Source organism: Arthrobacter sp. W4I7 (genome assembly GCF_030816215.1).
Classification (GTDB): domain Bacteria; phylum Actinomycetota; class Actinomycetes; order Actinomycetales; family Micrococcaceae; genus Arthrobacter; species Arthrobacter siccitolerans_A.
On record NZ_JAUSXU010000001.1, the window covers coordinates 1,989,373 to 2,015,976 of the forward strand.

At 64.8% G+C, this 26,604-nt stretch carries 24 protein-coding genes and 1 pseudogene; 3 read left to right on the forward strand and 22 right to left on the reverse strand.

The features are described 5' to 3' along the window. Positions 1 to 45 precede the first annotated feature (45 nt). The 18 genes and pseudogenes from QF047_RS09190 to QF047_RS09275 form a co-directional block, all read right to left on the reverse strand. A complete protein-coding gene (locus QF047_RS09190; RefSeq protein ID WP_307275887.1) occupies positions 46 to 789 on the reverse strand; it encodes a polyprenol monophosphomannose synthase in 744 nt (247 codons plus the stop codon). Positions 790 to 881: 92 nt separating this feature from the next. After that, entirely contained in the window at positions 882 to 2,537 is a 1,656-nt protein-coding gene (locus tag QF047_RS09195) for an amidohydrolase (RefSeq protein WP_307275891.1), read from the reverse strand. 51 nt (positions 2,538 to 2,588) lie between these two features. Then, positions 2,589 to 5,537 (reverse strand): RNA helicase, encoded by a 2,949-nt coding sequence (locus QF047_RS09200; protein ID WP_307275894.1) that lies wholly within the window; start codon positions 5,535 to 5,537, stop codon positions 2,589 to 2,591. Positions 5,538 to 5,557: 20 nt separating this feature from the next. Further along, positions 5,558 to 6,352, reverse strand: a complete 795-nt coding sequence (gene tatC / locus QF047_RS09205; RefSeq protein WP_307275896.1) for a twin-arginine translocase subunit TatC — start codon at positions 6,350 to 6,352, stop codon at positions 5,558 to 5,560. Between the two features lie 48 nt (positions 6,353 to 6,400). Further along, positions 6,401 to 6,667, reverse strand: a complete 267-nt coding sequence (tatA, locus tag QF047_RS09210; RefSeq protein ID WP_307275899.1) for a Sec-independent protein translocase subunit TatA — start codon at positions 6,665 to 6,667, stop codon at positions 6,401 to 6,403. Positions 6,668 to 6,700: 33 nt separating this feature from the next. Beyond that, positions 6,701 to 7,048, reverse strand: a complete 348-nt coding sequence (locus QF047_RS09215; protein WP_307275902.1) for a hypothetical protein — start codon at positions 7,046 to 7,048, stop codon at positions 6,701 to 6,703. Between the two features lie 10 nt (positions 7,049 to 7,058). Beyond that, complete coding sequence (locus QF047_RS09220) at positions 7,059 to 9,053, reverse strand: YafY family protein (protein WP_307275905.1); 1,995 nt, start codon at positions 9,051 to 9,053, stop codon at positions 7,059 to 7,061. 103 nt (positions 9,054 to 9,156) lie between these two features. After that, a complete protein-coding gene (locus QF047_RS09225) occupies positions 9,157 to 9,552 on the reverse strand; it encodes an FKBP-type peptidyl-prolyl cis-trans isomerase (protein ID WP_142121860.1) in 396 nt (131 codons plus the stop codon). Positions 9,553 to 9,629: 77 nt separating this feature from the next. Then, on the reverse strand, positions 9,630 to 10,562 hold the full coding sequence (locus tag QF047_RS09230) for an FKBP-type peptidyl-prolyl cis-trans isomerase (RefSeq protein WP_307275908.1): 933 nt from the start codon (positions 10,560 to 10,562) through the stop codon (positions 9,630 to 9,632). Positions 10,563 to 10,675: 113 nt separating this feature from the next. Then, positions 10,676 to 12,040 carry a Pup--protein ligase gene (gene pafA / locus QF047_RS09235; protein ID WP_307275910.1) on the reverse strand — a complete coding sequence of 455 codons (1,365 nt, stop codon included), beginning with the start codon at positions 12,038 to 12,040 and terminating at the stop codon, positions 10,676 to 10,678. Between the two features lie 8 nt (positions 12,041 to 12,048). Further along, positions 12,049 to 12,759 carry a proteasome subunit alpha gene (gene prcA, locus QF047_RS09240; RefSeq protein ID WP_307275912.1) on the reverse strand — a complete coding sequence of 237 codons (711 nt, stop codon included), beginning with the start codon at positions 12,757 to 12,759 and terminating at the stop codon, positions 12,049 to 12,051. A gap of 1 nt (position 12,760) precedes the next feature. After that, positions 12,761 to 13,582 (reverse strand): proteasome subunit beta, encoded by an 822-nt coding sequence (gene prcB / locus QF047_RS09245; RefSeq protein WP_306633521.1) that lies wholly within the window; start codon positions 13,580 to 13,582, stop codon positions 12,761 to 12,763. An 80-nt stretch (positions 13,583 to 13,662) separates the two neighbouring features. Beyond that, entirely contained in the window at positions 13,663 to 13,866 is a 204-nt protein-coding gene (locus QF047_RS09250) for a ubiquitin-like protein Pup (RefSeq protein ID WP_159825709.1), read from the reverse strand. Between the two features lie 84 nt (positions 13,867 to 13,950). After that, positions 13,951 to 15,625, reverse strand: a pseudogene (gene dop / locus QF047_RS09255) (depupylase/deamidase Dop). Further along, positions 15,622 to 17,373 carry a proteasome ATPase gene (gene arc / locus QF047_RS09260; protein ID WP_159825704.1) on the reverse strand — a complete coding sequence of 584 codons (1,752 nt, stop codon included), beginning with the start codon at positions 17,371 to 17,373 and terminating at the stop codon, positions 15,622 to 15,624. Before arc ends, dop begins: the two are co-directional and overlap by 4 nt. A 94-nt stretch (positions 17,374 to 17,467) precedes the next feature. Further along, positions 17,468 to 18,520 carry a tRNA (adenine-N1)-methyltransferase gene (locus QF047_RS09265; RefSeq protein WP_307275920.1) on the reverse strand — a complete coding sequence of 351 codons (1,053 nt, stop codon included), beginning with the start codon at positions 18,518 to 18,520 and terminating at the stop codon, positions 17,468 to 17,470. 96 nt (positions 18,521 to 18,616) lie between these two features. Beyond that, positions 18,617 to 19,783, reverse strand: coding sequence for a site-2 protease family protein (locus tag QF047_RS09270; protein WP_307275923.1), 1,167 nt, complete (start codon positions 19,781 to 19,783; stop codon positions 18,617 to 18,619). Beyond that, a complete protein-coding gene (locus QF047_RS09275) occupies positions 19,776 to 20,567 on the reverse strand; it encodes an HAD family phosphatase (RefSeq protein WP_306633517.1) in 792 nt (263 codons plus the stop codon). Before QF047_RS09275 ends, QF047_RS09270 begins: the two co-directional genes overlap by 8 nt. A gap of 129 nt (positions 20,568 to 20,696) precedes the next feature. On the opposite strand from QF047_RS09275, the gene QF047_RS09280 reads away from it, so the two are divergent. Beyond that, positions 20,697 to 21,602: a PAC2 family protein gene (locus tag QF047_RS09280; protein WP_306633516.1), complete on the forward strand. Its 906-nt coding sequence runs from the start codon at positions 20,697 to 20,699 to the stop codon at positions 21,600 to 21,602. A gap of 82 nt (positions 21,603 to 21,684) precedes the next feature. Here the strand turns inward: QF047_RS09280 and mshC are convergent, their stop codons facing one another. Continuing rightward, positions 21,685 to 22,962 carry a cysteine--1-D-myo-inosityl 2-amino-2-deoxy-alpha-D-glucopyranoside ligase gene (gene mshC / locus QF047_RS09285; protein WP_307275927.1) on the reverse strand — a complete coding sequence of 426 codons (1,278 nt, stop codon included), beginning with the start codon at positions 22,960 to 22,962 and terminating at the stop codon, positions 21,685 to 21,687. A gap of 15 nt (positions 22,963 to 22,977) precedes the next feature. Then, positions 22,978 to 23,811: an undecaprenyl-diphosphate phosphatase gene (locus QF047_RS09290; RefSeq protein ID WP_307275929.1), complete on the reverse strand. Its 834-nt coding sequence runs from the start codon at positions 23,809 to 23,811 to the stop codon at positions 22,978 to 22,980. Between the two features lie 51 nt (positions 23,812 to 23,862). Here QF047_RS09290 and QF047_RS09295 point away from each other — a divergent pair, with 51 nt between their 5' ends. Then, complete coding sequence (locus QF047_RS09295; protein WP_307275933.1) at positions 23,863 to 24,798, forward strand: aldo/keto reductase; 936 nt, start codon at positions 23,863 to 23,865, stop codon at positions 24,796 to 24,798. Between the two features lie 41 nt (positions 24,799 to 24,839). On the opposite strand, the gene QF047_RS09300 is transcribed toward QF047_RS09295, so the two are convergent. After that, positions 24,840 to 25,112, reverse strand: a complete 273-nt coding sequence (locus QF047_RS09300; protein ID WP_306633510.1) for a hypothetical protein — start codon at positions 25,110 to 25,112, stop codon at positions 24,840 to 24,842. A 40-nt stretch (positions 25,113 to 25,152) separates the two neighbouring features. Between QF047_RS09300 and QF047_RS09305 the strand changes: the two genes are divergently transcribed. Continuing rightward, the gene (locus QF047_RS09305; protein WP_050055262.1) at positions 25,153 to 25,386 is read left to right on the forward strand and encodes a DUF5703 family protein; all 234 of its coding nucleotides are present in this window, start codon (positions 25,153 to 25,155) and stop codon (positions 25,384 to 25,386) included. Positions 25,387 to 25,438: 52 nt separating this feature from the next. Here QF047_RS09305 and QF047_RS09310 read toward each other — a convergent pair whose 3' ends face one another. Then, positions 25,439 to 26,599 carry an acyl-CoA dehydrogenase family protein gene (locus QF047_RS09310; RefSeq protein ID WP_307275938.1) on the reverse strand — a complete coding sequence of 387 codons (1,161 nt, stop codon included), beginning with the start codon at positions 26,597 to 26,599 and terminating at the stop codon, positions 25,439 to 25,441. Positions 26,600 to 26,604: the final 5 nt, after the last annotated feature.

The window sequence follows — 26,604 nt, forward strand, 5'->3', positions numbered from 1 at the left end:
CCGCACAGCGTGCGGGACGGCCCATCTGTTTAAGTACTGAAGAAACTACTGCCGGGCTGGCGCCTTTTTGCGGGTGAGGGTGTTCCAGCGCGCCTGCAGGCCCCATTTCGTGACGTTGACCATAGCCTCCACCACAATGTTGCCGCTCATTTTTGAGGCGCCGAGTTCGCGCTCCACGAAGGTGATGGGGCGTTCCTCGATCCGCAGCCCCATCCGGGACACCCGCCAGGCGAGGTCCACCTGGAAGCCGTAGCCCACGGAGTCCACCTGGTCCAGGTTCAGCTTCTCCAGGGTGGTCCTGCGGAAGGCACGGTAGCCGCCGGTGACGTCCTTGATCTTCAGGCCCAGCATCAGCCGGGCATAGGTGCTGCCCACCCGTGAAATGGCCTGCCGGTACAGCGGCCAGTTCGCCACGCTGCCGCCGGGGACCCAGCGTGAACCCATGGCAAGGTCGGCGCCCTGGTCAATGGCCTCGAGGAGCTGGGGAAGCTGTTCAGGCTGGTGCGAACCGTCGGCGTCCATCTCCACCAGCACGTCGTATCCGGCGTCCAGGCCCCACTTGAAGCCGGCAATATAGGCGGCGCCCAAGCCTTCCTTGCCCTTGCGGTGCAGGACGTGGACCTGGGAGTCCTCGGCGGCGATTCCGTCAGCGAGCTTGCCCGTGCCGTCGGGGCTGTTGTCATCCACTACCAGCACGTCCGAGGCTGGCACTGCTGCGCGGAGCCGCTGCAGCGTGATCGGCAGCGATTCCAGCTCGTTGTAGGTAGGGATGATCGTAAGGACGCGCACAGAGAGCCTTCCTGGTGGGAGCAGTCGATGCACACGCAGGCCAAAACGGCCAGCGGGCGCAGCTACCCATTATAGGGCGCCGGATAAGGGGGTCAGGAACGCAGGGCAGGCGCCGCAAACAGCTCCAGGCCGTCCCGCACGGTCTGCAGGCATACCGGGTCCGCGCCGGTGTCCAGCGCGGGCAGCAGGGGCGTGCGGGCCCTCGGATCGGTGCTCCAGGACTGGACCCGTCCGTCCGCCACCTGCACCATCAGTTCCTCGACCTCCCAGACAGCGAAGCTGGCAGGGGCCCCGGGCACCAGCTGCCCCGCCATGGGGTTGGGGTACCGGGCTGCCCGCCATCCTGCCCGGGTGTGTCCCAGGAACGCCGCCCGTGCCGAGATCCGTTCGGCTTCATTGTGGTGCTCCAGGCACGCCCGGACACTGGACCAGGGCCGCAAGGGCGTCACAGGGCTGTCACTGCCAAAGCAGACAGGAACTCCTGCCGAGTACAGGCTCGCGAAGGGGTTCATGGCTTTGCTCCGCTCCCCCAACCGCTTTTCGTAGAGCCCGCCGGCACCACCCCAGGCAGCATCAAAAGCAGGCTGGGCACTGACGGTGACGGAGTAGCGGGCAAGGGTTTCCACCGCCGCGGCATCCACCATTTCCACATGTTCAAAGCGGTGGCCGGCAGCCCTGACCCGCTGCTCCCCCACGTCGGCAGCCGCAAGCTCCAAAGCCTGGAGGGCCGCGTCCAGCCCGGCATCGCCAATAATGTGGAAGCCGCCCTGGATGCCGGCCAGCGAGCAGGCGGCCAGATGGGCTGCGGCCTCCTCCACGCTCAGGTACAGGCTGCCGGTTTCATTCGGGGCGTCGCTGTAGCCGGACCTCAGGGCTGCCGTCCGCGACCCGATGGAGCCATCGATGTTGAGGTCTCCCGCGAGGCCGCGGACACCGGGGCCCAGCTGGCCAAGGATGCTGCGGGCGTGTTCTTCGGATGATGCCAGCTCGCCCCAGTACGGCAGTACTTCGGGCGTGGGGATGCCCTCCCCGGCGCCGTCATTCCAGGTTCGCGCCACGCGGAGGTCCTCGGCCCCACCGATGTGCGGAGCGCCCATCTCCACCAGTGCCACATAGCCGTGGGACGCTGCCTCGGCCAGCGCACGCTGCTGGTGGCGGCGGAGCACCTCATCGGGGAGCCTGCGCGTTGCCTGCCGGGCAGCTGCGTGAGCGGCCCGATTGACCCGAGCGCCGCCGTCGTAACCCTCAAGGCCGCGAAGAGCGGCAGTGCCTGCCAGCGACGGTGAAACCAGCGCGGAATGCACATCAATCCGGGACAGATAGACAGGCCGGCCGCCGGAAGCCCGTTCCAGTTCCTCCGCACTGGGAAGGGCCGCGTCAGCCCAGGTGGTTTCGTCCCAGCCATGACCGAGGATCGGGCCGTCGCCGGGGGCTGCGGCCACAGCGTCCAGGAGCTCCCTGGCCGACGAAACGCGCTCCATCGCCAGGGAATCCAGGGCCAGGCCGGTTTCAGTCAGATGGGCGTGGGAGTCGACGAAGCCGGGCGCAACCAGGGCGCCGCGGAGGTCGATGATCTCCATGGAACTGTCGGCGATGGATGAAGCGGCCTGTTCGGACCCCACCCAAGCCACAGTGTCCCCGTCCACCAGCATTGCGGTGGCAAAGGGGTCTGCTGCCGTGTAGACGGATCCGTTGCGGTAGAGCACGGGGCTGGGGCGGGACTCGGGCGATGATTTCGCGCTGGGCATGGGTAGGCAAACTCCTGGGATTGGGCGGCCGACGGGCAGCCGGCAGGGGTGTCAGAGGACGGAGGAATAGGCCACGACGCCGCGGCGGATCAGTGAGATGGCATCCGAGCACAGGCGCGCAAGGCGGGGATCAAGGCCGGGAATTTTGGCGAGCTGGTCCAGCAGGTCAACCACCTGCTTCACCCACCGGACAAAATCCCCTGCGGCAAGGTCGGTGCCGCTCAGGACGTCCTGCAGGTGCCGGCCACGGGCCCATTTGTAGAGTGGCCACACGAGGCCCAGCTCGGGTTCGCCGGTCAGCGGCAGCTTGTTTTCCTCTTCCACGTCCTCCAGTGCCGACCACTCCTTGACCACGATGTCCACGGAGGTTTCCAGGGAGATGCTGGGCATCCGCAGGCGGAGTCCCCGGTCTTCGCGCTTGGCCTGGTAGACCAGGACGCTGGCAAGGGCAGCGACTTCCGCTGCATCCAGGTCATCAAAGGCGCCCAGCCGCAGGGACTGGGAGATCAGCAGGTCCTTTTCGCCGTAGATCCGGCGCAGCCGCTGGCCGTCGGGGCTGATGAGCAGCCGGCCGTCACCGGCGGGTTCAAGGTAACCGTAGGAGGACAAGACATCACAGACGCGGTCAAATGTCTTGGCGATGGTGTTGGTGCGGCCCTGGATCTGCCGGACCAGCCCATCGGTTTCGCGCCGGAGCTTCCACCAGCGTTCGGACCAGCGGGCGTGGTCTTCCCGTTCGCTGCACCCGTGGCAGGGGTGCGCACGGAGGGCACGGCGGAGGTCCGCGATGCGCTTTTCCTGGTTAGGCAGGGCAGTTGCGAGGCCGAAATCATTGTTGCGGTTGTTGCCGGGGGCAGGAGGACGGTTCTCCCGCAGCGCGTTCCGCATGGAGGAGGCCAGGTCCCGCCGTGACTTGGGGACTTTCGCGTTGAAGGACTTGGGAATGCGGATGCGCGTAATCGGGGTGATGGGACCTTCCAGGTCATCGTTCCCGATCCGGCGCAGCTGGTTGTCAAGCGTCAGCACAGCAGGCCGGGGCTCCCGGCTGCTGTGGTCCGAACTAAGCACAACCGCCGGTCCAGGCGCTCTTCCGCCCGGCACATTGACTACGTCGCCGGGAAGCAAACGGGCCAGCGAATCATCGTTGAGCGACTTGCGGGCCCGTGACTTGGTCCGCGAGGTCACATTTTCGGCGTCGGACAATTCACGGCGCAACCGCGCGTATTCCGTGAAGTCCCCGAGGTGGCAGGTCATCGACTTGGCGTAGCCGGCCAGCGATTCCTCCCTGCTGCGGACCTGCTTTGCCAGGCCCACCACGGAACGGTCCGCCTGGAACTGGGCAAAGGAGGATTCCAGGATTTCGCGGGCCCTGGCCCGGCCGAACTGGGCCAGGAGGTTGATGCTCATGTTGTACGTGGGCCGGAAGCTGGAGTTCAGCGGGTACGTGCGCCGGGACGCGAGGCCAGCGACCGCCGTCGGGTCCGTACCCGGCTGCCAGAGCACCACGGCGTGGCCTTCGACGTCGATGCCGCGCCGACCGGCCCGGCCGGTCAGCTGGGTGTACTCCCCCGCGGTGATGTCCACGTGCGCTTCACCGTTGAACTTGTCCAGCTTCTCCAGCACCACGGAACGTGCCGGCATGTTAACGCCAAGGGCCAGGGTTTCGGTGGCGAAGACAGCCTTGACGAATCCGTCCGCAAAGAGTTTTTCCACCACTTCCTTGAAAGTGGGCAGCATGCCGGCGTGGTGGGCGGCGAAACCGCGGAGCAGCCCGTCACGCCAGGTCCAGAAACCCAGCACGTCCAGGTCGTCCGGCGGGATGTCGTGGCCCGCCTCGTCAACGCGCTGGGCGATGATCCGCTGCTCTTTCTCAGTGGTGAGCCACAGGCCCGAGCCGACGCATTGGGCGACTGCGGCGTCACACCCGGCCCGGGAAAAGATGAAAGTGATGGCGGGCAGGAGGTCCATTTTGTCGAGGCTTGCGATCACCTGGGGCCGGCTGGCCGGACGAACGCCGCGCTCGTCGCCGCCGCGGCCGGGCCTGTCATTGCCGCGCCGGCCCCGCTGCCCCCGACCGGCTGGGCCGCCGGGTCCGGACCTGGCGCGGAAACTCTGCATGCTTTCGCTTCTCGCCACAGTCAGGAGGTCAGGGTTCACATCGAAACCGCGCCCCGCGGCGTTGCCGTCCCTGCTGTCCCTGGCCGGCGCTTCGCCCGGCCCGGCGTCGACGGGCGGAGCGATCTCGTCGAAAGTGGTTTCCCCTGCAAAAAGGTCCATGATCTGCCGGCCCACCATAACGTGCTGCCACAGCGGCACCGGCCGGTGCTCGGAAACAATGATGTCCGTGTCGCCACGGACCGTATCCAGCCAGGCGCCGAATTCCTCGGCGTTCGACACGGTGGCACTGAGTGAAGCCACCTGCACTTCGCTGGGGAGGTGGATGATCACTTCCTCCCAGACGGCGCCGCGGAAGCGGTCTGCCAGGTAGTGCACCTCGTCCATCACCACATAGCCGAGGTCATCCAGGGTGGCGGAATCGGCGTAGAGCATGTTGCGCAGGACTTCGGTGGTCATCACCACTACCGGGGCGTCGCCGTTAATGCTGGTGTCCCCGGTCAGCAGGCCTACCTTCGCGGCACCGTACTTCTCGGTGAGTTCTGTGAATTTCTGGTTGCTGAGTGCCTTGATGGGGGTGGTGTAAAAGGCCTTGAGGCCACGCTGCAGCGCGAGGTAGATGGCGAACTCGCCCACAATGGTTTTGCCGGCCCCAGTGGGTGCCGCCACCAGGACTCCCCTGCCCTCCTGCAGGGATTTGCACGCCTGCCGCTGGAAATCATCCAGTTCAAAGTCCAGGGTCCGGATGAAGGAGCCCAGGTAGGTGGCTGCTTCTGCCCTTCTCTCGGCGCTGGCGCGGTATCTCTCGGCGGGAGAAAGCTCGTCGGGATCGCTGGGTCCGGCGGAGAAAGGACCGGTGGAGAACGGCCCGGTATTGGAGGACATACACCAAGCCTAACGGGCGCCTAGAGGTTCTTCAGCTCACTGCCCGGGGTGGCGATGTCCGCTGTTGCCTCGGTCTCGGCCATTCGCTTCGCCTGGCGGCGCTCACGGCGCTTGTCATTCATGAGGCAGAGGCAAACGGCCAGGAAGAACAGCGCCAGCATAGGGCCGGCAAGATAGAACATGCTCATGGCATCGGCACCAGGCGCTGCCATTGCCGCAAACAGGCACACCAGGAAAACCGTGATCCGCCAACTTTTGACAAGGTGCGCGCCGCGCAGGATTCCGGCTACGTTGAGACCGAAGAGGACAACGGGCAGGAGGAAGGCTATCCCAAACGCGAGCATGAGCCGTGTCACGAAAGAGAGGTACACCTGGGCCGTGATGAAGTTGGAGGCACCAGCGGGAGTGAAGTCCGTCAAGACCCGTACGGCGTTCGGAAGGACCATCCATGCCAGGAAGACGCCGCCAACAAACAATGGGACGGCAGCGGCCACAAAGGAAAGCGCCATGCGCTTTTCCTTCTTATGAAGTCCTGGAACGATGAACGCCCACAGTTGGTACAGCCACACTGGACTGGCCAGGATTAGGCCCATGAAGACCGAAATCTGGATCATCAAGTCAAAAGAACTCGCAACGCCGTCAAAGTTCAGGCTCGCGAGCCGACCTTCTTTCGCGTTGAGGTCGGTAATCGGCTTGATCAGGGCACTCAGCATCGGCTGGTAGAGAATAAAGCCCGCCACCGTACCCAGAACCACGCCTATGGCTGACTTGAACAACCGGTTGCGCAGTTCCCTGAGATGGTCCACAAGGGCCATGCGGCCCTCTGGATTTGTTGGGCGGCCCATCGCTATGGCCATTTGGTGTTAGGCGCGTGAAGACGGCGGAACGTCAGTTCCGTCCGTCGGCTCAGCAGGCTTTGCTTGAGGATGGTTGACAACCCTGCCCTCCACCGGGCCAGCCGTACCTTCAGCTTCCTCGCCCTTGCCGTCTTTCTTCATTTCACGCACCTCCGACTTGAAGATGCGCATGGATTGTCCCAGGCTTCGGGCCATGCCGGGAAGTTTCGGTGCAGCAAACAGCACAAGCGCCAAAACAATGATGATTATTAGATGCCAGCCTTCAAGCCTCATGTTGGGCTCCTTTCGTCTTGATACATCCTACTTCTATGTGAAGTCGAGATCGCCGAGCGCCTGCGGCTGGCCCCGGTCCGTCTTGCGTTGAACCCGCCGGTGGCGGCGTAGTTCCCGCCGGGACGACTTGGATGCCTCGTAATCATGTCGCATGAGTGCGGGCGAGGCAAAAACCGCTGAGCCCGGCTGCGGACCCGCCGGGTCAGCACCGGCCTCCGGCAGTTGAACGGGGGCGAGGTGCCCCAGCATTTCGCCTGCCGCGCTGAGATCCTTGACGGTCGCCATGAACTGGCGGAACAGCCGGAAGCCCAGCAGGACATAAAAAAGCAGCGACAGCGCAACGAGCGCCACCCATATCAGGATCCAGGACCACCAAGGCATGCTGAGAAGTCTAGCCGCCGTACCTTGCCAGGGACGCCGCGAGCCAGCTGCGGGCCGCGTCAGCCAGATCCGCCGGAGCCAAAATGCGGGCGGAACCGCCATGCTGGGCCACGAACATCGGCAGCCACTCGATGTTGCCGAACCGGATTTCAGCCACCAGCCCGCCGTCGTCGAGCTCGGCCGTGCGCTCCGCATAGTAGTCGTCCGCGAGCCCCCTCCCCTGCCGGGTGAGCTGGACGGTGACTACCGTATCGTCGTCGTTAGGTGTGAAGAGCTTGGCCGGAACACCCTTTGAAGGCGTGGTCCCGGCCGGCGCCGGCATGCCGTTGGGGTGAACATCCTGTACCCGGTCCAGGCGGAAATTCCTCAGGCCTTCCACTGCATGGCAGTAGGCCTCGAAGTACCAGGTGTTGTCCACCGAGTAGAGGCGCAACGGATCAACGTCACGCTCGGACACAGTGTCACGCTGCGGGGACAGGTAGGTCAGGCGCAGCTGGGAGCGGGACTCGATGGCCCGCAGCACCGTGGCGTGCGTGGCAGCGTCGGCGGGTGCCACTTCCGGTCCCGCCAGCGAGGCCGCCCGGAGCCCTTCCTCGCCGGCGGCTGCCAGCAGTTTGAGGGTCACCGATTCCAGGGCGCCGCCCTCGGCCACGCCGGGCAGCCCGTTCAGCGATTCCAGCCCGGTCAGCAGGGCGCAGGCTTCCTCGACGGTGAAACGGACGGGCTTCTTGAGGTCCAGGTCCTGAGTGATGTAGACGTGGTCGTTTTCCCACTGGATGTCCAGCAGGTCGTCGGGGTATCCCTCCGGAAGCCCGGAGCAGATAAGGATTTGCAGGTCATCCTCCAACTCCTTCCTGCTGATGCCGAAGCGCTGTGCGACGTCCTGGATATGCAAACCCTGATTGTGCACCAGGAATGGCACCAGCTGAAGCATGCGTTTGAGCTGGTCCTCCGAGGTCCGCACGCGGACGGGCCTGGCAGGCGCGGCAGCGAAACGGAAGGTGGGAACGGGCCCGTCGCTGAAGTCGGCTGCCGCCTGGAGCCTACGCCGCACAGCGCTGGCGAGTTCGGTTGGAGCCACCGCCAGGGCGTCGGGGCCGTAGGAGGCGAGCTCTTCGGCAAGGACCTCCGGGTCCCTGTACTGCACCCTGAACCCCTCGTAGCCGGGTTCAGGCCGGGGCCACGATTCGTCTTCCGGCGACGGGTCCGGTCCCACAGCGCGGTGCCGCAGCGCCAGCAGACGCCCCGCACGGACGTCCACGACGGCGGTGCGCAGCGGCAGTTCAGGGAGCTGTCCCAGTTCCTGCCTGATATTGAAGTCGCGGGGAGGGGTGAATTGCTCCCGGTCCAGGGTTGCCACGGCGCTGGTGAAACGGGAGAGCCGGAAATGGCGGGCCGCCTTCCTGGCACGGTCGTAGCCCATGAGGTACCAGTGTCCGAAGCGGCTGCCGAGGCCCCAGGGCTCCACCGTCCGCTGTTCCTCGCTGCCCGTACTGCCGGCCAGGTAGGTGAAGGTGACCGGGTGCTTGGCATGCATCGCCGCAACGAGGTCGTCGAAGGCCTGGCCCGCGGGCTTGATCCGCGGCTGGACCCCGGGCGGCAGTTGGACGTTGGCGGCCGCGCCGGACGACTGCAGTTTCCGCAGCGCGCTTTGGGCGGCCGTGCCCAGCGCCGCACGCTCCCAAAGCTGGGAGGCCAGGAGCAGGACTGTCCACTCCTCCGGACCGAGGTCCACGTCCGGCAGGCGGTTGGACTCCTTGCCGATCCGGTACCTGGTGGTTGCCGGATCGTCCTCGCTCCAGCCCAGGTCCGTTAAGGTCTCTACCTCAAAGCCGAACTTGCGAAGATCCGCCTTGTCCCGCTCGAACATTCTGCCGAAGGAGACCTCATTGCCGGCAATGCCGCGGTAGACCGTTTCGCGCAGTTCGCTGCGGCGCAGGCCGTACCGGGTGTTGAGCAGTGCGATCAGCAGGTTGAGGAGGCGTTCAGTACGGGATGCGGACACTCAGGTTACGTTACTAAACTCCGGGCCGGAACGCAGGAAGCGCGGCAGCACCAGGACGCTGGGTCCTGTTGCTGCCGCGCTCCTGGCCGTGACGCGGCTGGGGTCAGCGCACTGCTACGAGGTCAACCACGAAGATCAGGGCTTCGTTGGGGGCGATGGCTCCGCCGGCGCCACGGGAGCCGTAGGCAAGCTCGGAGGGGATTTCCAGGCGGCGGCGGCCGCCTACCTTCATGCCCAGGAGGCCCTGGTCCCAGCCCTGGATGACCTGACCAACGCCCACCCGGAAGTCCAGCGGCGCGCCGCGGCCCCATGAGGCGTCGAATTCCTCGCCGGTGGACCAGGCGACGCCCACGTAGTGCGTGGAGACGGTGTCCCCGGCCTGGGCTTCGCGGCCGTCTCCCTCAATGAGGTCGGTGATGACCAGTTCCGTGGGGACGTCGCCCTCAGGAAAATCGATCTCGGGCTTCTGGCGGTCAAATTCCCGCTGTCCAAAAGACATGGTTGCTCCTAAATGTCTGGCAGATGGTGTGCTGCTGTTGGATGCCGCGGCGAAGGCCGGGCCTGTTGCCATTGTTGCTACTTTTTTGCCTTGATCTCAACTACGAAAACGAGAGGGCCCGCCGGCCTTCCTTGGGCGGGCGCGTCGCCATAGCCGAGTGACGAGGGAATGGTCAGTAGAACTTTCGAGCCCACCTTTTGGCCGGATAAGCCCAAGGTCCAACCTTTGATGACTCCCGTGAGCCGGAATTTCATTGCTTCCCCGGTGTCATAGGTAGAGTCAAACTCCTCGCCGCCGTCCCAGCGCCACCCGATGTAGTTCGCCTCGATGGAGTCGCTTTCGCTTAAGACCTCTCCTGTTCCTTCAGTGAGAACTTTAACAGAGAGCCCAGTGGGGGCATCAGTCTTCGGAATTTCCACCGCGGGTGTTCCCTTGTCGTCGAAGGTGACCTTGGGAAGCTTTCCATCCTTATCGAGCTGTTCAGTTTCCTCTGGGCTCAGGAGGCCCGGAAGATCGTTTGCCGACAGCACCTTGATCACCAGCAGCTGGGTAGGCTGGGCCTCACCGCCGGCAGCTGCTGCCTGTCCGGGCACAGCGACAGCCAGGGTGGATCCCACCTTGGCGCCAACGAACGCGTCGTAAATGAACGGGCTGCCGGTTTTTACCTCCTCGTCTAGCGGGAAAGGCTGTGGTTCTTCAGGGAACGTATCCTGCAGCGTCGATCCGTCGCTGCCGTTCACGGCAAGGATGGAGATGTTGGCGATCTGGTTCGCCTTCACTGGTTCACCGCTTCCCTCGGTGACCACTTTGATGGTGGGCTCACCCACTTCCAGCGGCTTGTCGAATTCCACACCAGGGGCCTTCTTGTCCCCGTTATCAGTCAGTTTGAGGGAGTCGAACTTCGCAGTCTCACCGGCAGACTTGCTGGTGGGTTCCGGCTCTGCCGAAGAGCCGCCGCAGGCGGTCAACAGCAGCAGAGCGGGAAGGAGGATTGCTAGTAGTCGGCGCACGTAAGAAAACTTTCGTTGGGGCAAGATGGAGGCGGCGCTCCGCACCTGGGCGGGCATCACCGCTGAAGGGCCGAATTAAAAGCCTCATCCAGAATAGCCCCTGAACCTGAGAGTCAGCCCATAGAGTCCAGCAGGGCATCCACCCGGTCATCAACGCTGCGGAAAGGATCCTTGCACAGAATGGTCTGGTGCGCCCGGTCATTCAGTTTCAGGTGCACCCAGTCCACGGTGTAGTCCCGGCCCAACTCCTGGGCCCGCCGGACGAAATCACCACGCAGTTTCGCGCGCGTCGTTTGCGGCGGTGCGTCGACGGCGTCCTTAATCACGGTATCGTCCACGATCCGCCGGACAGCCCCACGGGACTGCAGCAGGTAATACAGTCCGCGGCTGCGGGAAATGTCGTGGTAGGTCAGGTCCAGCTGGGCTATCCGCGGGGCGTCCAAGCCGAGTCCGTGGCGTTCGCGGTAGTTGTCCATCAGCTTCTTTTTGATGGCCCAGTCGATCTCGGTATCGATGCCGCGCGTGTCACCGCTTTCGATGGCCTTCAGCGTCCGCTCCCACAGGTCGAGGATCAGGGGAACATGCGGGTTGTGGGCGCCGTGCTCTTTGACGAACGCCGTGACCTTGGTGAGGTACTCCTGCTGGATCTCCAGTGCCGTCAGCTGGCGCCCGTTGGCCAGGCGGACCAGTGCACGGCCGCTGAGGTCGTGGGAGATCTCCCGGATGCTGCGGATGGGATTTTCCATCCGCATGTCCCGCATGAGCACTCCTGCCTCGATCATGCGCAGTACCAGGTCCACGGTACCCACCTTCATCAGGGCCGTGGCTTCGGACATGTTTGAGTCTCCGACGATAACGTGCAGCCGCCGGTAGAACTCAGCGTCAGCGTGCGGCTCATCCCTGGTGTTGATGATGGGCCGGGACCGGGTGGTGGCGGAGGAAACCCCTTCCCAGATGTGGTCCGCCCGTTGGGAGAAGGCGAAAGTGGCCCCGTGCGGGGTCTTGAGGATCTTTCCGGCGCCGGCGATAAGCTGCCGGGTGACCAGGAAGGGAATCAGGATCTCGGCGAGCCTGGAGAATTCCCCGCGCCGGGGAATCAAGTAGTTTTCGTGGCTGCCGTAGGAGTTGCCGGCCGAGTCCGTGTTGTTCTTGAACAGGTAGACAGTGCCGTTGAAGCCCTCCGCCGCGAGCCGGGCCTGGGCCTCGTCCACCAGGTCGTCCAGGATCAGTTCACCGGCACGGTCGTGGGCGATCAACTGGGCGAGGTCGTCACACTCGGCCGTGGCATATTCGGGGTGGGACCCTACGTCCAGGTACAGCCGGGAGCCGTTGGTCAGGAAAACGTTGGATGACCGGCCCCAGCTGACCACCTTGCGGAAGAGGTACCGGGCCACCTCCTCCGGGGCAAGAGGCCTCGAATCGGGGCTGGAATACGAAATCCCGAATTCCGTTTCGATACCGAAGATTCTCTTGTCCATGTTTCCTCCTAGGCCAGCAGTGCAGTTAGGTCCGCGTCGTGCAACCGGCGGAAGGCGCGCCGTGAGTCCCGTGAGCTCTCCGACTGCCTGTCCAGGACGGCAACTTCCACCGCCGTGGCAGGCAGCGCCTTCGGCCGGGCATCAGATTCCGTCGCCGGGACGAGGGCGGCCATGGCGAGCCGCAGGGCATCGGCGAAGCTGAGTGAACTGCGCCAGCCTTCATCAATGGCTGACGAGACCTTGTCCGCCTGTCCGCCCATCACGACGAACTGGTGTTCATCCGCGATGGAACCGTCGAAGGTCAGCCGGTAGAGGTGGTCCTCAGCCTGGGTGGGGCCTACCTCCGCTACTGCCAGTTCCACTTCGAAGGGCTTCTGTTCCGCGGTGAAGACGGCGCCAAGGCTCTGGGCGTAAACACTGGCAAGGCCGCGGGCGGTGACGTCCTCACGGTCATAGGAGTAGCCGCGGACGTCGGCATACCGCACGCCGGCCTGGCGGAGGCTTTCGAATTCGTTGTATTTCCCGACGGCCGCGAACGCGATCTTGTCGTAGATTTCGCCGATCTTGTGCAGGGACGGCGAGGGGTTCTCGGCCACCAGCGCGATGCCGTCCGCGCAGCTGATCACGGCGACTGACCTGCCCCGGGCGATGCCCTTCCGTGCGAAATCCGCACGGTCCTTCATCAGTTGCTCAGGTGATACATAAAACTGCTGCGTCATCTCAGGCCTCCCGTCCGGCGTTGGTGCGGGCCTCGATGACGTTTCCGGCCACGGCGGCGAGTTCGTCCTCAGCCACCCGCCGGGCACCTGTCCTGTCCACGGTGTAAATCACGGGCCACAGCTTTCGGACGGTGTCCGGACCGCCGGTGGCGGAGTCGTCGTCGGCCGCATCGTAGAGGGCCTCGACGGCGACGGCGACGGCTTCTGCCGCGCTCAGGTTGGGGCGCCAGAGTTTCTTCAAGGCGCCCCTGGCAAAGACTGAACCGGAGCCCACCGTGTGATGCTCGTGCTCCTCGTACCTGCCGCCCGTGACGTCATAGGAGAAAAGCCTGCCGACGCCGGCGCTGGTGTCGAAGCCTGCGAAGAGGGGTACCACGGCGAGCCCCTGCAGGGCCAGGGGCAGGTTGCCGCGGATCATTGCCCCCAGCCGGTTGGCTTTGCCTTCAAGGCTGAGGAGGGTGCCTTCGATCTTCTCGTAGTGTTCGAGTTCCACCTGGAAGAGGCGGGTGAGGTCGATGGCGATGCCGGCAGTGCCGGCGATGCCCAGGACCGAGTAACGGTCCGCGGGGAAGACTTTTTCTATGTGCCTGCTGGCAATCACGTTGCCCATGGTGGCCCGCCGGTCCCCGGCCATCAGCACACCGCCGGCGTAGCTCAACGCAACGATGGTGGTGGCATGCGGTACCTGCAGCGGAGCGGCGCCGGGCACGCCGGCCTGAAGCCCCTTGTTATAGGGCAGGAGTTCCGGCCGGTCCCGCTGCAGATGTTCCGTGAAGGACGAGGTGGCGTTGGCGGCTACCTGGTTGGCGGTTGATTCCTGCACTCATGCACTCCTTGAACGTAGTTCTTCAACGTCGGTACAGATTCCGGCCGGCCGCGGCTTCCGCCACCCTCCGGTCCGGGTTACTGGCCGCCTTTTTGGACGAAGGCGCGCACGAACTCCTCGGCGTTGGATTCCAGGACTCCGTCGATTTCGTCGAGGAGGTCATCAACGCCTTCGGTGGCGGCTGATGCCTGTGCTTCGGGCGGCGCCGGGGGTGCCTCGGGAATGTCCTCGTCGACCTGGCTGTCGCGCGATTGTGGCTGCTGCTGCTCCTGGCCTGCCATTGTTACCTCTCCCTTTCCTGCCATCGGATCCGGCGGATCCTCCGATATGCCCATCCTGCCACGAAGCGGTCCTTCCGGCGCGGTTTACGCCGCAGGCGGAGTGGTGCTGTGGCCCAGCAACTCCCCGAGGAACGGGCCTGCCTGCCGGTAGCGCTCGAACAACGCTCCGGTCAACGCTTTGGTTCCCCGCAAAGGTTCCCTGGTGGGGACGCGCTGAAGCCTGCCGTAGCCGGGGACGTCGAAGATGACCGAGTCCCAGCTGGCGCCCACCACGTCCTTGCCGAAGCTGCTGATGCACTTGCCGCGGAAGAACGCGCGGGTGTCCGACGGCGGCTGTCCCACCGCCGCCGCTATGACGCCGTCGTCGACGATCCTGTCCATGCGGTTCCTGGCCAGGAGACGGTAGTACAGGCCCTTCTCGGGCCTGATGTCCGCCCATTGGAGGTCGATCAGCCCGAGCCTGGCATCATTCCACTCAAGTCCGTCGCGCTGGCGGTAACCTTCAAGGAGCGAGAGCTTGGCGACCCATTCCACGGAGCTGGCGGCAGCTGCACGGTCGTTGTCCAGCTGGGTAAGGACTGTCGCCCAGCGGTCCAGGACGTCATGGGTGTGCCCGTCGCCGTCCAGTGCGTCACCGACGCCCGTGTCCTGCGCCAGCTTGGCGGCCGCCTCGTGGTACATCCATTGCAGGTCCAGGGCCGTGACGCGCCTGCCGTCCAGCAGCCTCACGGTGGTGGTAAGCGACGTATCGTGGCTTATTGCCTGCAGAGCGGGAACAGGTTCGTGGACCTCGATCTTCGGTGCGAGCCCCGCCTCGATCAGGCTGAGGACCATGGACGTGGTCCCGAATTTCAGGTAGTTGGAGACCTGGCTGAGGTTGGCGTCGCCAATGATGACGTGCAGTCGCCGGTATTTGTCCGCCGTCGCGTGCGGCTCGTCCCTGGTGTTGATGATGGGACGCCTGATGGTGGTTTCCAGGCCCACTTCGGCTTCGAAGAAGTCCGCCCGCTGGCTGATTTGGTAACCAGGGGTGGATGCATCCTGCCCGATTCCCACCCGTCCGGACCCGCAAAGGATCTGGCGGCTGACAAAGAAGGGTGTCAGGCCCCGCACGATGTCTCCGAACGGTACCGACCGCGGCATGAGGTAGTTCTCGTGCGAGCCGTAGGACACCGATTTGTTGTCCGTATTGTTCTTATAGAGGTTCACCGGCGGAAGATCGGGGTCCGCCGCCAGCCGGCGTACCGTGGCAAGCGCGACGAGGTCTCCTGCGGCGTCCCAAGTGACGGCGTCCCGGGGGTTGGTGACCTCGGGGCTTGAATACTCGGGGTGCGCGTGGTCCACGTACAGCCTGGCCCCGTTGCCCAGGACCATGTTCATTAACAGAGTGCCGGACTCGTCCTGCCCGTCGAGCTCCAGTTCCTCCCGGCCGTAGGCCAGGGCGACCGCTTCCGCGTCCAGGACCGGCGGCTGGTCAGTCAACTGGCTGGGGTGCGCCGAGGCCCTGTCCACCGTCCAGCCGCGGGCATCGTGCAGCGGCTCCTCGTCCGTATAGTCCCAGCGGGTTTCGGCCCCGCCGGCGGCACGCTGGCGTGTTACCTGGGCGTAGGCCTGCACCACACGGGCGCTCATCATGGTGGCGTTCGCGGACGGGGCGGTCGGGGCGTGGATGCCGTATTCGGTTTCTGCTCCCATCACACGCATGGGCCCCGCCCGCGGGGAGGGCGCCCCCGACGGCGGGTTCCTGCGCTGCCGTCATAGATACTGCCCTGTGGTCGGCATGGTTTCGATGGACTTTCCTGGCTCTTGGCCGGCTTTGCCCTGGACGATGGTGCGGATGTAGGTGATCCGTTCGCCCTTCTTGCCGGAAATGCGTGCCCAGTCGTCCGGATTGGTGGTGTTGGGCATGTCTTCGTGTTCGCGGAATTCGTCCACCACAGCCCTGAGTAGGTGCTCGATCCGGAGCCCCTTCTGGTGCAGGGTGAGGAGATCCTTGATGGCGTACTTCTTGGCCCGGTCCACCACGTTCTGGACTACGGCACCGGAGTTGAAGTCCTTGAAGTACAGCATTTCGGTGTCGCCGTTGGCGTAGGTGACTTCCAGGAACTCATTCGACTTGTCGGTGGAATACATGGCTTCCACAGTCCGCTGGACCATGGCGTCCACGGTGGCCTGGACGTCGCCGTTGTGCTCGGCGAGGTCGGACTCGTGGAAGGGCAGGTCCGTGGTGATGTATTTGTTGAAGATGTCAGCAGCGGCCTCGGCATCCGGGCGGTGGATCTTGACCTTGACGTCCAGCCGGCCGGGCCGCAGGATGGCGGGGTCGATCATGTCCTCGCGGTTGGACGCGCCAATGACAATGACGTTGTCCAGCCGCTCCACGCCGTCGATCTCGCTCAGCAGCTGGGGCACGATGGTTGTTTCGACGTCGGAGGAGATGCCTGTGCCACGGGTGCGGAACAGCGAGTCCATCTCGTCGAAAAACACCACTACGGGGCTGCCGTCCGAGGCCTTTTCCCGTGCCCGGGAAAAGATGAGGCGGATGTGCCGCTCGGTTTCGCCCACGTACTTATCCAGGAGCTCCGGGCCCTTGATGTTCAGGAAGTAGCTTTTCAGGTCCACGTTTCCGGAGCGCTCGGCGGCGCGGGCGGCAAGCGAATTGGCCACGGCCTTGGCGATGAGGGTCTTGCCGCAGCCGGGCGGGCCGTACAGCAGGATGCCCTTGGGCGCCTTCAGCCCGTGTTCCCGGTAAAGGTCAGGGTGCAGGAACGGGAGTTCCACGGCGTCGCGGATCTGTTCGATCTGCGGCCCGAGCCCGCCGATGTCCTCGTACGTAATGTCCGGGACTTCTTCCAGGACCAGGTTTTCCACCTCGGACCGGGGCACCTTCTCCAGCGCGTACCCGGTCCTGGAATCGATCGAGAGGGCATCGCCCACCCGGAGCTTTTCGGCCAGCAGGGCTCCGGAAAGCCGGACCACCCGTTCTTCGTCGGCCCGTCCCACCACGAGGACGCGGTCGGCTCCGAGCATCTCCTTCAGGGTGGCGAGTTCGCCGGCACGCTCGTAGCCAAGTCCGGCCACGACGAGGAGGGCCTCGTTGAGGAGGACTTCCTGGCCCACTGCCAGCTGGTTGATGTTCACCAGCGGGCTGATGCCCACCCGCATCTTCCGCCCGGCATTAAAAATGTCTACCGATTCTTCCGTGGCGGCCTGCCCGCTGTTGCCCGGAGAGGCCTGCCGCCGGGGGTTCAGCTGAAGAATGGTGCCGAAGCTGTAGGGAGGCTGTCCTTCCTGGTCCAACGCGTTCTTCAGCCGGAGAATCTCGGCCTTCGCGGCTTCAAGCATGGTGACCAGCTTGGTGTTGTTCTGCGTTGCCGCAGCCAACTGGCGGTCGATGTGCCTGAGCTTGTCCCGGAGGATGTTGACCTGGCGGTCGGCAACCGAGAGGTCGTTGGCGGCAGACTGCTCTGCCGGTGTACGTCCGGAGTCCTGGTTTGGCGTCTCCATGATGTATCAGCCCCTTCCTGCGCTTCTATTAAGACCTTAGCCCCAAGATGGCAGGTAGGGATGGAGACTCCCGAAATATGGACTAGATCTTGATCTAAGGTGTGTCCACGACGTTTGTGCCCGCAATCGCGTCCCTGGCGGCGCGCCGGAGCTTCTTGTCCGACACCAGCCGCTCCCCCACGGCGCCGGGTGTCCAGGCGTTGACATCCTCTTCGTTGAAGTCCGTCTTGGAGGGGCGGCGCTTCACCGAAATGCCCGTGACACCGTCGGCCAGCCGGCGCGTGACCAGCAGGAATCCGGTGTGGGCCACCATACGGTGATCCGGGCGGACGGCCAGGCCCTCGAGGTGCCAGCCGCGCACCATGGATTCCCAGGCGTCGGGTTCGGTGAACCGGCCGTCGGCGCGGATGGCCTCGGCCGTCCGGGAGAGCTGGGTGACGGTGGCGACGTAGTTGATCCACACGCCTCCCGGTGCCAGGACCGTGGCCACGGCGTCCAGGCATTCCCAGGGGGCGAGCATGTCCAGGACCACTCGGTCCACCGAGCCGGGCTCCTCGGTCCTGACAACTTCCTCCTGGAAGTCGCCCAGGGTGATCTGCCATGCAGGGTGGGGGCCGCCGAAGATGGTCTCCACGTTGCCGCGGGCGATGTCCGCGAATTCTTCACGCCGCTCGAAAGAATGCAGGTAACCGTTGTCTCCAACCGCCCTGAGCAGTGAGATGGACAGGGCGCCTGAGCCTACTCCGGCTTCAACCACGCGCGCACCCGGGAAGATGTCCGCCATGGTGACAATCTGGCCTGCGTCCTTGGGATAGACAACGGCAGCGCCGCGGGGCATGGAGAGGACGAAATCAGAGAGCAGCGGGCGCAGGGTCTGGTACTGCTGGCCAACGTTGTTGACCACTACCGAACCGTCCACCTTGCCGATGATCTCATCGTGGTTCAGGAAGCCGCGGTGGGTGTGGAACGCGCCGCCGCTTTCAAGGGTGATCGTGTTCATGCGGCCCCGCTCGTCAGTCAGCTGGACGCGTTCGCCTTCCCGGAAAGGACCCCGGCGACGGGCAGCTCCCACCGGCTGCGAGCCTCCGGCGGCAACACCGGATTGGGCTGCTGCGGCGGCTTCGTTGACGGCAGTTTCGCTGCTCATGATTTTCCTCGCTCCTGTAAAACTGTTGTGCCCCGCTGAAGCGCCCCTGAGGACACTGTGGCTTCTGCGGCGGCAATGCACTGCCGGCAGGTAACTCTACCGGTTCCTGCCCTGCGGGCGCCCATCCTGCCGCGGGCGCCTCCCGTTAATGGCGGACAGCACGGCGTCCTGCGACAGCAGTCCCGTCACCTTGCCATTGTGGTCCACGACGGCGTAGTCCCGGCCTTCGAGCTGGGACAGGAAGTGCAGGAGCTCCTGCCCTTTCGACCATTCGGGCACGTAGGCCCCGGCGGCAAGGGGGTAGGACACCGCCGCAAGAGGGGTTGTTCCGGCAGCGGCGGCCGGAACGGATTGCAGGGCAGCTGGATCCACTACGCCTTGCGGGCGTCCGTCTGCGCCGCAGACAACTATGGAGGTGGACGACGGCGCTCCCATCCGGAGAACGTCCTGGACTGACGCCGTGGCTGGCAGCCCAACGGCCGGCGTCGACAATCCTGCCGCGCTGACCAGGTGCAGCCGTCCCCGGAGGGTTCCCTGCTGGATGGCGGCGGAGGCGCCCATCCACAGGAAACCGCCCACCAGGACGGTAATCATCAGGAGGCTGAATTCGGGCGAATTGCCGGCAAGCAGCGGCCGGAGGAGGAACCAGTAGCCGAGGGCGATGACGATAACGCGGCCGCCCCACCCTGCCGCCACCGTGCCCTTGGCCTGGCTGCCGGTGGCCTTCCAGACTACGGATTCCACCAGCCTGCCGCCGTCCAGGGGCAACCCGGGCAGGACGTTAAAGACGGCAATGAGGAAATTGGCCCACATAAAGATGTTGGTAAGGATTTCGGCGACACTGCCCAGGGCGGCACCATTAAGCATCAGCCAGGCGCCGGCGGCCAGGACAAAGTTCGCGGCGGGGCCGGCAAGGGCCACCAGCACCGACCGTCCGGGGGTGGCCGTAAAGCTGTCGAACTGCGTGTGCCCGCCCCACAGGTTGAGCACAATTTTCCGGGTGGGCCAGCCGTAGATTTTGGCCGTCAGGGCATGGGCCAGTTCGTGGACCAGGACCGAGATCAGGAGCAGGACGGCGTAGGCAAAAGCGACGACGTACGCGCTGGCGCCGAGAGCGGGGTTGCCCCGCTCAAGTACCGGCCCGTGAACAATCACCGTGAACGCAGCGATGACGAACCAGGAATACGCCAGGACAACTGGAACCCCGGCAATCCGTCCCAGCGGTATGCCCTCGCGGCGGACCGGGGCGGCCGTCTCAGTCATGGGCAGTCCCCCGGACCCCGGCCCCTTCCAAGGTGACGGACCCGTACCCGGAGGATTCGTACTGGGTGGATCCGTGCTGGCCGGACCCGTCCGAAAGGGAGCGGGCGAGGACCGCATCTTCAAGGTCAGCCAGCGATCGGCCTGCCAGGGACTCCCACAGGACGTACCGTTCGTCCTCGGGCAACGGAACAATATGTGGAATAGCAACGGTGGCAACGCCGGACGCGACAGCAGCCGCCACTCCCGGCGTTGAGTCTTCGAGTGCAACACAGTGCTTGAGGGAAAGGGCCGGATCGGTTTCCTGGAGCAGTTCCACTGCCTTCAGGTAGGCCTCCGGGTGCGGCTTCCCCTGTGCCACCGTATCCCCGGTCACTACAACTTCGAAGTACGGCCGGGGAAGGCTGGCGACAACTTCCCGGGCGAGGGGCCCCTCGGACATGGTGACAAGCGCACACCTCACGCCTGCCTGGTGCAGGTCTTCCAGCAGTTCCCGGGCGCCCGGCCGCCAAGGCACCTGCTGCCGGACGCTGGCCACCACTTCCGCTGTAAGGGTGTCGATAATTTGCCGTATGCCTAGATCGACGCCGGCCTGCTGGAGGATCCCGGCGGAGAACGTCAGCGACTGCCCCACCAGCTGCATGGCCTGTTCGTGGGACCAGGTTCCGCCATGGGCTTCAACCAGTGCGTGCTCGGCCGCGATCCAGTAGGGCTCGGTGTCCACGATGGTGCCGTCCATGTCCCATAGGACTGCTTTGAGCGGGGAAGGTGTGGCTGGCTGTCGCATCCACCCAGTGTACGGGGACAGCCTGGACGGGGCCTGTGGCTACGCCTTCGGCGAATACGGGGCTTTTTACTGCCTTTTCCGGCGCTTCATTCAATGCATCACCCTACTTCTTGGACGTAGGGTGAAGAAATGAATAGCTTCGAGGGAGACACCACCGAACCGGGGGCAGAACCCGTCCGCGAACGGTTCCTGCAGCCTGTGCCTGACGGGCAGCGCGTGACAGTGATGCTTGCCGCCTTTGAAGGCTGGAACGACGCCGGTGAGGCCGCAAGTGACTCGCTGCGGTACCTCAACAAGCTGTGGGGCGGCAAGAAGGTGGCCTCCATTGACGCCGACGAGTACTACGATTTCCAGTTCACGCGCCCCACGGTCCGCAGGAACGCTGCCGGCGAACGCAAAATCAAGTGGCCCTCCACGCGCATCTACAAGGCCAGCGCACCCAATTCGAATGTGGACGTCATTTTCGTCCAGGGCACCGAGCCGTCCTATAAATGGCGGGCGTACACCGCCGAACTCCTGGTCCACGCCGAAGCGCTGAACGTTGACTACGTCATCCTGGTGGGCGCCCTGCTCGCGGATGTTCCCCACAGCCGGCCGATTCCCGTGAGCACCTCCTCCGACGACGGGCCGTTGCGGGAGCGCATGAACCTCGAAGCGTCACAGTATGAAGGGCCGGTGGGAATCGTGGGTGTCCTCTCCGAGGTTTCGCTGCTGGCGGGCATCCCCACGGTCTCGCTGTGGGCAGCCGTACCGCACTACGTTGCCCAGGCCCCTTCGCCGAAGGCGCAGCTGGCACTCCTTCATCGCATCGAGGAGCTGCTCCAGGTGCCCCTGGACACGCATGAACTGGCCGAAGAAGCCGACGCCTGGGAGCGCGGCGTGGACGAACTGGCCACTGAGGATCCGGAAATCGCAGCGTACGTCCGGCAGCTCGAGGAGGCCAAGGACACTGCCGATCTTCCGGAAGCAACCGGGGAGTCCATTGCCCGCGAGTTCGAGCGGTACCTCAAACGGCGGGGCCAGGACCGCCCCTGACGGCCGCTTTCGCTGGCGGCTATAGGCTCTCCCCCCCCGGACCTGCCCGGAGGCAGGCCGGACCGGGTGGGGGAAGGTTCCGTCAGAGGCGGATACCGAGGAGGGCGTCGACGGCGTCCCGCACCAATACCTGATCCTCGCCGCTGGCGGGGGTTCCGGCCAGGTTCGCCTGTGCTGCCCAGCGGGTGACGGCCGCTACGGCCGCGGGGGCGTTGAGGTCGTCAGCCAGGGCCGCGCGCATTTCGGCGATGAGGGCGGAAGCCGAGCCGGCGGGAGCCTGGGCCAGTGCCTGGCGCCAGGCGGCCAGGTCTGCCTTTGCGGCCACGAATCCTTCTTCGGTCCAGGACCAGTCCGAACGGTAGTGGTGGGCGAGGATGGCCAGGCGGATGGCGGCCGGGTCTTCCCCTGCGGCCCGCAGCTTCGACACAAGCACCAGGTTGCCCTTGGACTTGCTCATCTTCTCGCCGTCCAGCCCCACCATCCCGGCATGGGCGTAGTGCTTTGCCAGCGGGACGCCGGCCAGTGAATAGGCATGGCCCGCTCCCATCTCATGGTGCGGGAAGATCAGGTCAGACCCGCCGCCCTGCACAGTGAAGGGCGCGGGCAGGTACTTCTGTGCAATCACCGTGCACTCGATGTGCCAGCCGGGCCGGCCTGCTCCGAGGCTGCCGCCCGGCCAGCTCGGCTCGCCCTCCCGTGCCACCCGCCACAGCAGCGGGTCCAGTGCCTGCCGCTTGCCGGACCTGCCGGGATCCCCGCCGCGTTCGGCGAAAAGCTCCAGCATTTCGCTTTCGGCCAGTCCGGAAATGGAACCCAGGGTCCAGGCGTCCGGTGACACGGACTGCTTGCCGGCCGCCTCGACGTCGTAATAAACATCACCGTCAGGCTCACCATTGGTGCCCTGCACACTGTAAGCCAGCCCGAGGCTGACGAGGCGTTCCACCTCTGGAACGATCAGCGGTATGGATTCGACGGCGCCGACGTAGTGGTCCGGTGCGAGGACGTTCAGGGCCTCCATATCCGTCTGGAAGAGCTCAATCTGGCTCGCCGCCAGGTCCTGCCAGTCCACCCCTGTTGCCGTGGCGCGCTCCAGCAGCGGATCATCCACATCCGTCACGTTCTGGACGTAGGACACGTTATGACCCGCGTCCCGCCAGGCCCGGTTCAGGAGATCGAAGGCGACATAGCTGGCGGCATGGCCCATGTGCGTGGCGTCGTACGGGGTGATGCCGCAGACGTACATCGACGGCCGGCCGTCCACTTCCAGGGCTGCCTCGCGCCCCAGGGCGGTATCGAACAACCGGATGGCGGGCATGCTGCCGGGCACGTCAGGAACAGGGCGGGAGATCCAGGATTTCACACGCCAAGCCTAGTGCTAGGCGCTGATGACATTGAAACCGAGAAGCAGGTACAGGCCGAGGCCCAGGAAGATCCGGTACCAGACGAAGAGGCGGTAGCTGCGGGTGGAGACGAATTTCAGGAACCAGCCGATGATGACGTAGCCCACCACCAGGGCGATGACGGTGGCGAGGGCGGTCTCCGGCAAGCCGTAAGGCCCCGTGATGCCTTCCTTGGAGACCGTCTTGTACAGCTGGAAAAGTCCGCTGCCAAAAACGGCGGGAATCGCCAGCAGGAAGGAGTACCGTGCGGCCGCTTCACGGGTGTAGCCCATCAGGAGGCCGGCGGTGATGGTGCCGCCGGACCGGGACACGCCGGGGATCAGTGCCATGGCCTGAGCGAAGCCATAAAGGATGCCGTGCTTGTAGGTGAGGCAGGTCAGGTCACGTTCCTGCTTGCCCACGGCGTCCGCAACGGCCAGGATCAGGCCGAAGACGATCAGCATGGTGGCGACGACCCACATGCTGCGGAGCACGGACTCGATCTCGTCCTGGAAGAGCAGGCCCAGGACGATGATCGGGAGGCTGCCCAGGATGACAAGCCAGCCCATCCGGGCGTCAGGGTCCTGCCTGGACACCTTTCCGCTGAGTGAGCCGGCCCAGGCCTTGACGATCCGCACAATGTCCCGCCAGAAATAGATGAGCACCGCCGTCTCGGTTCCCAGTTGGGTGATGGCCGTGAAAGCTGCGCCGGGATCCTCGGCATTGGGCAGGAACTGCCCCACAATCCTCAGGTGCGCGCTTGATGAAATAGGTAGAAATTCGGTCAGTCCCTGCACAAGGCCCAGCAGGGCCGCCTCAAACCAGTTCACGCTAAGACCCTACGGCATGGCAGTAGTGGTTCTGCCCGTAAGCTTGCTGCTATGCAGCAGCGTTACGTCGGCAACAGTGGATTGCGAGTTTCCGCCCTTTCCCTTGGCACCATGACCTGGGCCGGCGAGACGGATGAACAGGACGCTTCGGAACTGCTGCGCAACTTCCTTGACGCGGGCGGTCGGCACGTTGACACGGCGGCGTCGTACACGGACGGGCGGTCCGAGGCGATGATCGGTTCCCTGCTGGGCGACGTGGTGGCCCGGACGGAGATTTCCATCTCCACCAAAGCGGGAATGACGACGCCGGACGGCCGGCGCGGCTTGGACACGTCCCGTAATGCGATGCTGAGCGGCCTTGAGGCTAGCCTTGCCAGGCTCGGAACCGACTATGTGGACATCTGGTTCGCGCAGGCCTGGGACGGCAACGTTCCGTTGGACGAGACACTGTCCGCTTTGGAGTTTGCGGTGCGGACGGGCCGGGCCCGCTACGCCGGAGTTTCAAACTTTAACGGTTGGCAGACGGCGAAGGCTGCGGCCACTGCAGGGTTCCCGCTGGTTGCCGCCCAGGCTGAATATTCGTTTTTGCAGCGAAAGCCGGAGGCAGAGCTTATCCCGGCGATCGAGGACGCAGGGTTGGGACTGATGGCTTGGGCGCCGCTGGGGCGTGGCGTGCTGACAGGGAAATACCGCGGCAGCATCCCGTCAGGTTCCCGCGGTGCTTCGGCGGCGGGAGCGGGTTACGTTGAGCCGTATCTTGACGGCCAGGCATCCAGGACTGTTGAGGCGGTTTGCATGGCAGCAAAAGGGCTGGGCCGGACGCCGCAGGATGTGTCCTTGAGTTGGCTGTTGTCGCAGCACGGCGTGGCCACAGCGATTGTGGGGCCCCGGACACCTGCACAGCTAAAGGAGATTGTGGACGCCCAGCTGACACCGCTGCCGCCTGAGATTGCGTGTGCCCTGGAGGACGCTTCAGCCGCCTGCTAGGGGCTTTCGCTGCTCACGGGTCCGCTCGGGGCGCCTTGTTGTCAGACGTTTCGGTCCTCAACAATTTCAAGGTCCTCGTCGTCAACATCGCTTTCTTCATCCTCGTCGTCCTCGTCATCAAAGACCTGGAGCGGCGTGACCTCGTTGTAGGCCTCGTAGAGGGCGTCCTCATAGACTTCAAAGGCATCGGCAACTGCGAAAAACGCCGCCTCCACGGACGGATCACCATCTCCGCGTCGGTTCGATGCTGCTATAAGGTGTTCTTCCAAAGCGGTGGTCAAGGACTGAAGCGCGACACGCGGATCGATGCTCATGACTTCACGTTAGCCGGAAAAGGACGAAAATGGAGAGCAAATGAAGGAACAATTTCTCACCAGCTCGGTCCAGCGGGAACGGGACTATGCGAAGCAGTACGAGTACCTCGTACTGACGGTCAGCCCTGTGGATTCACTGCATGAGGCAAGGCGCCGGCTGGTGGAACACTCCGAATACGGCAAGTGGGAGCTGGAGCGCAGCAAGCTGTACCTGGGCGGAGGCAGGCGGTTCTGGCTGCGCCGCCGCGTCATGCAAGTCCAGCGGACCGTCTAGTTGGGGAGCCTAGCGGCGGTGTAATTAAAAGAGGTCACCCGCCCGGTTGCCTCTATTCTTCGAGCGGACCCAGCCAGGCGTTGGCCACGGTGTTGTGGGCCGACTCGTCGTCGGATGGATGGAACATACCCGCCAGGACGTCCCGGTAGAGCCGTTCGAGTTCGGATCCCCGGAAGTAGCTTGATCCCCCGCTGACCCGGATGGCCAGGTCCACTACGCGCCGTGCCGTTTCCGTGGCGTTGACCTTCAGGCCTACGAGCTTCGGGAACCACTGCGGGCCGTGGCCTGCGAGGTTGTCGACGTCGCCCGCTACGGATGCCAGCTGCGGGTACAGGTTGTCCATGGCCATCGCCGCTTCCGCGACCTTCCAGCGGATATCCGGGTCCTGCGCGTAGCTGCGTCCGGCATTCTTGAAGGAAGTCCGGCGCTTCACCGTCTCAACCCCCACGGCCAGCGCCCGCTCCCCCAGGCCGGTGTAGACGGCGGCCAGCAGTGTCTCGAAGCACGCGAAGATGGCGAAGATCAGCGGGTCCGGGCTGGGACCTACGGGGAGCTTGCGGAAGATCCGGTCTCCCGGGACTGCAACACCGTCCAGGACAGTGGTGCTGGATTGGCTGGCACGCATGCCGAGCGTGTCCCAGTCGTCAAGGATGCCGTAGCCCGGCGTTTCCCGGGTGATGAAACCGTGGACGAGTTCGCCGTCGCCGTCCCTGCCGGAAGCGTCCTTTCCGAAGATTCCCAGCCTCGTCCAGGCCGGCGACAGGCTGGTGAAGATCTTGGTTCCGGTGAAGGTGTAGCCGCCCCCGGGCTGGGGCTGCGCGACGGTGCGGGAGTCGAAGAGGACCGAATCATTGCCGCCTTCGGAGTTGCCGAAGGCGAAGACTTCTCCTTCGGCAGCTTCCTTGAGGACAAAGTCCAGCGAAGCGTCCCCTCGCGCGCCAAGGACCTGCGCGACGCCGGTCCACACCAGGTGCATGTTCACCGCCAGGGCGGTGGCGGGGGCAGCCGTTGCCAGCCTGCGCTGGCACTCCGCCGCCGCCGCGAGGCCAAGTCCCTTCCCGCCGTCGTCCGCGGGGACAAAAAGTTTCAGGTACCCGGCCTCAACAAGTTCTTCCAGGTCCTCCTCGAAGAACGCGTTGTCCCTGTCGTATCCGGCGGCCCTGCCGCGGATCCGTTCCAGCAATTCCTCGGGCAGGATCTCATCCGGGGTCATGGCCA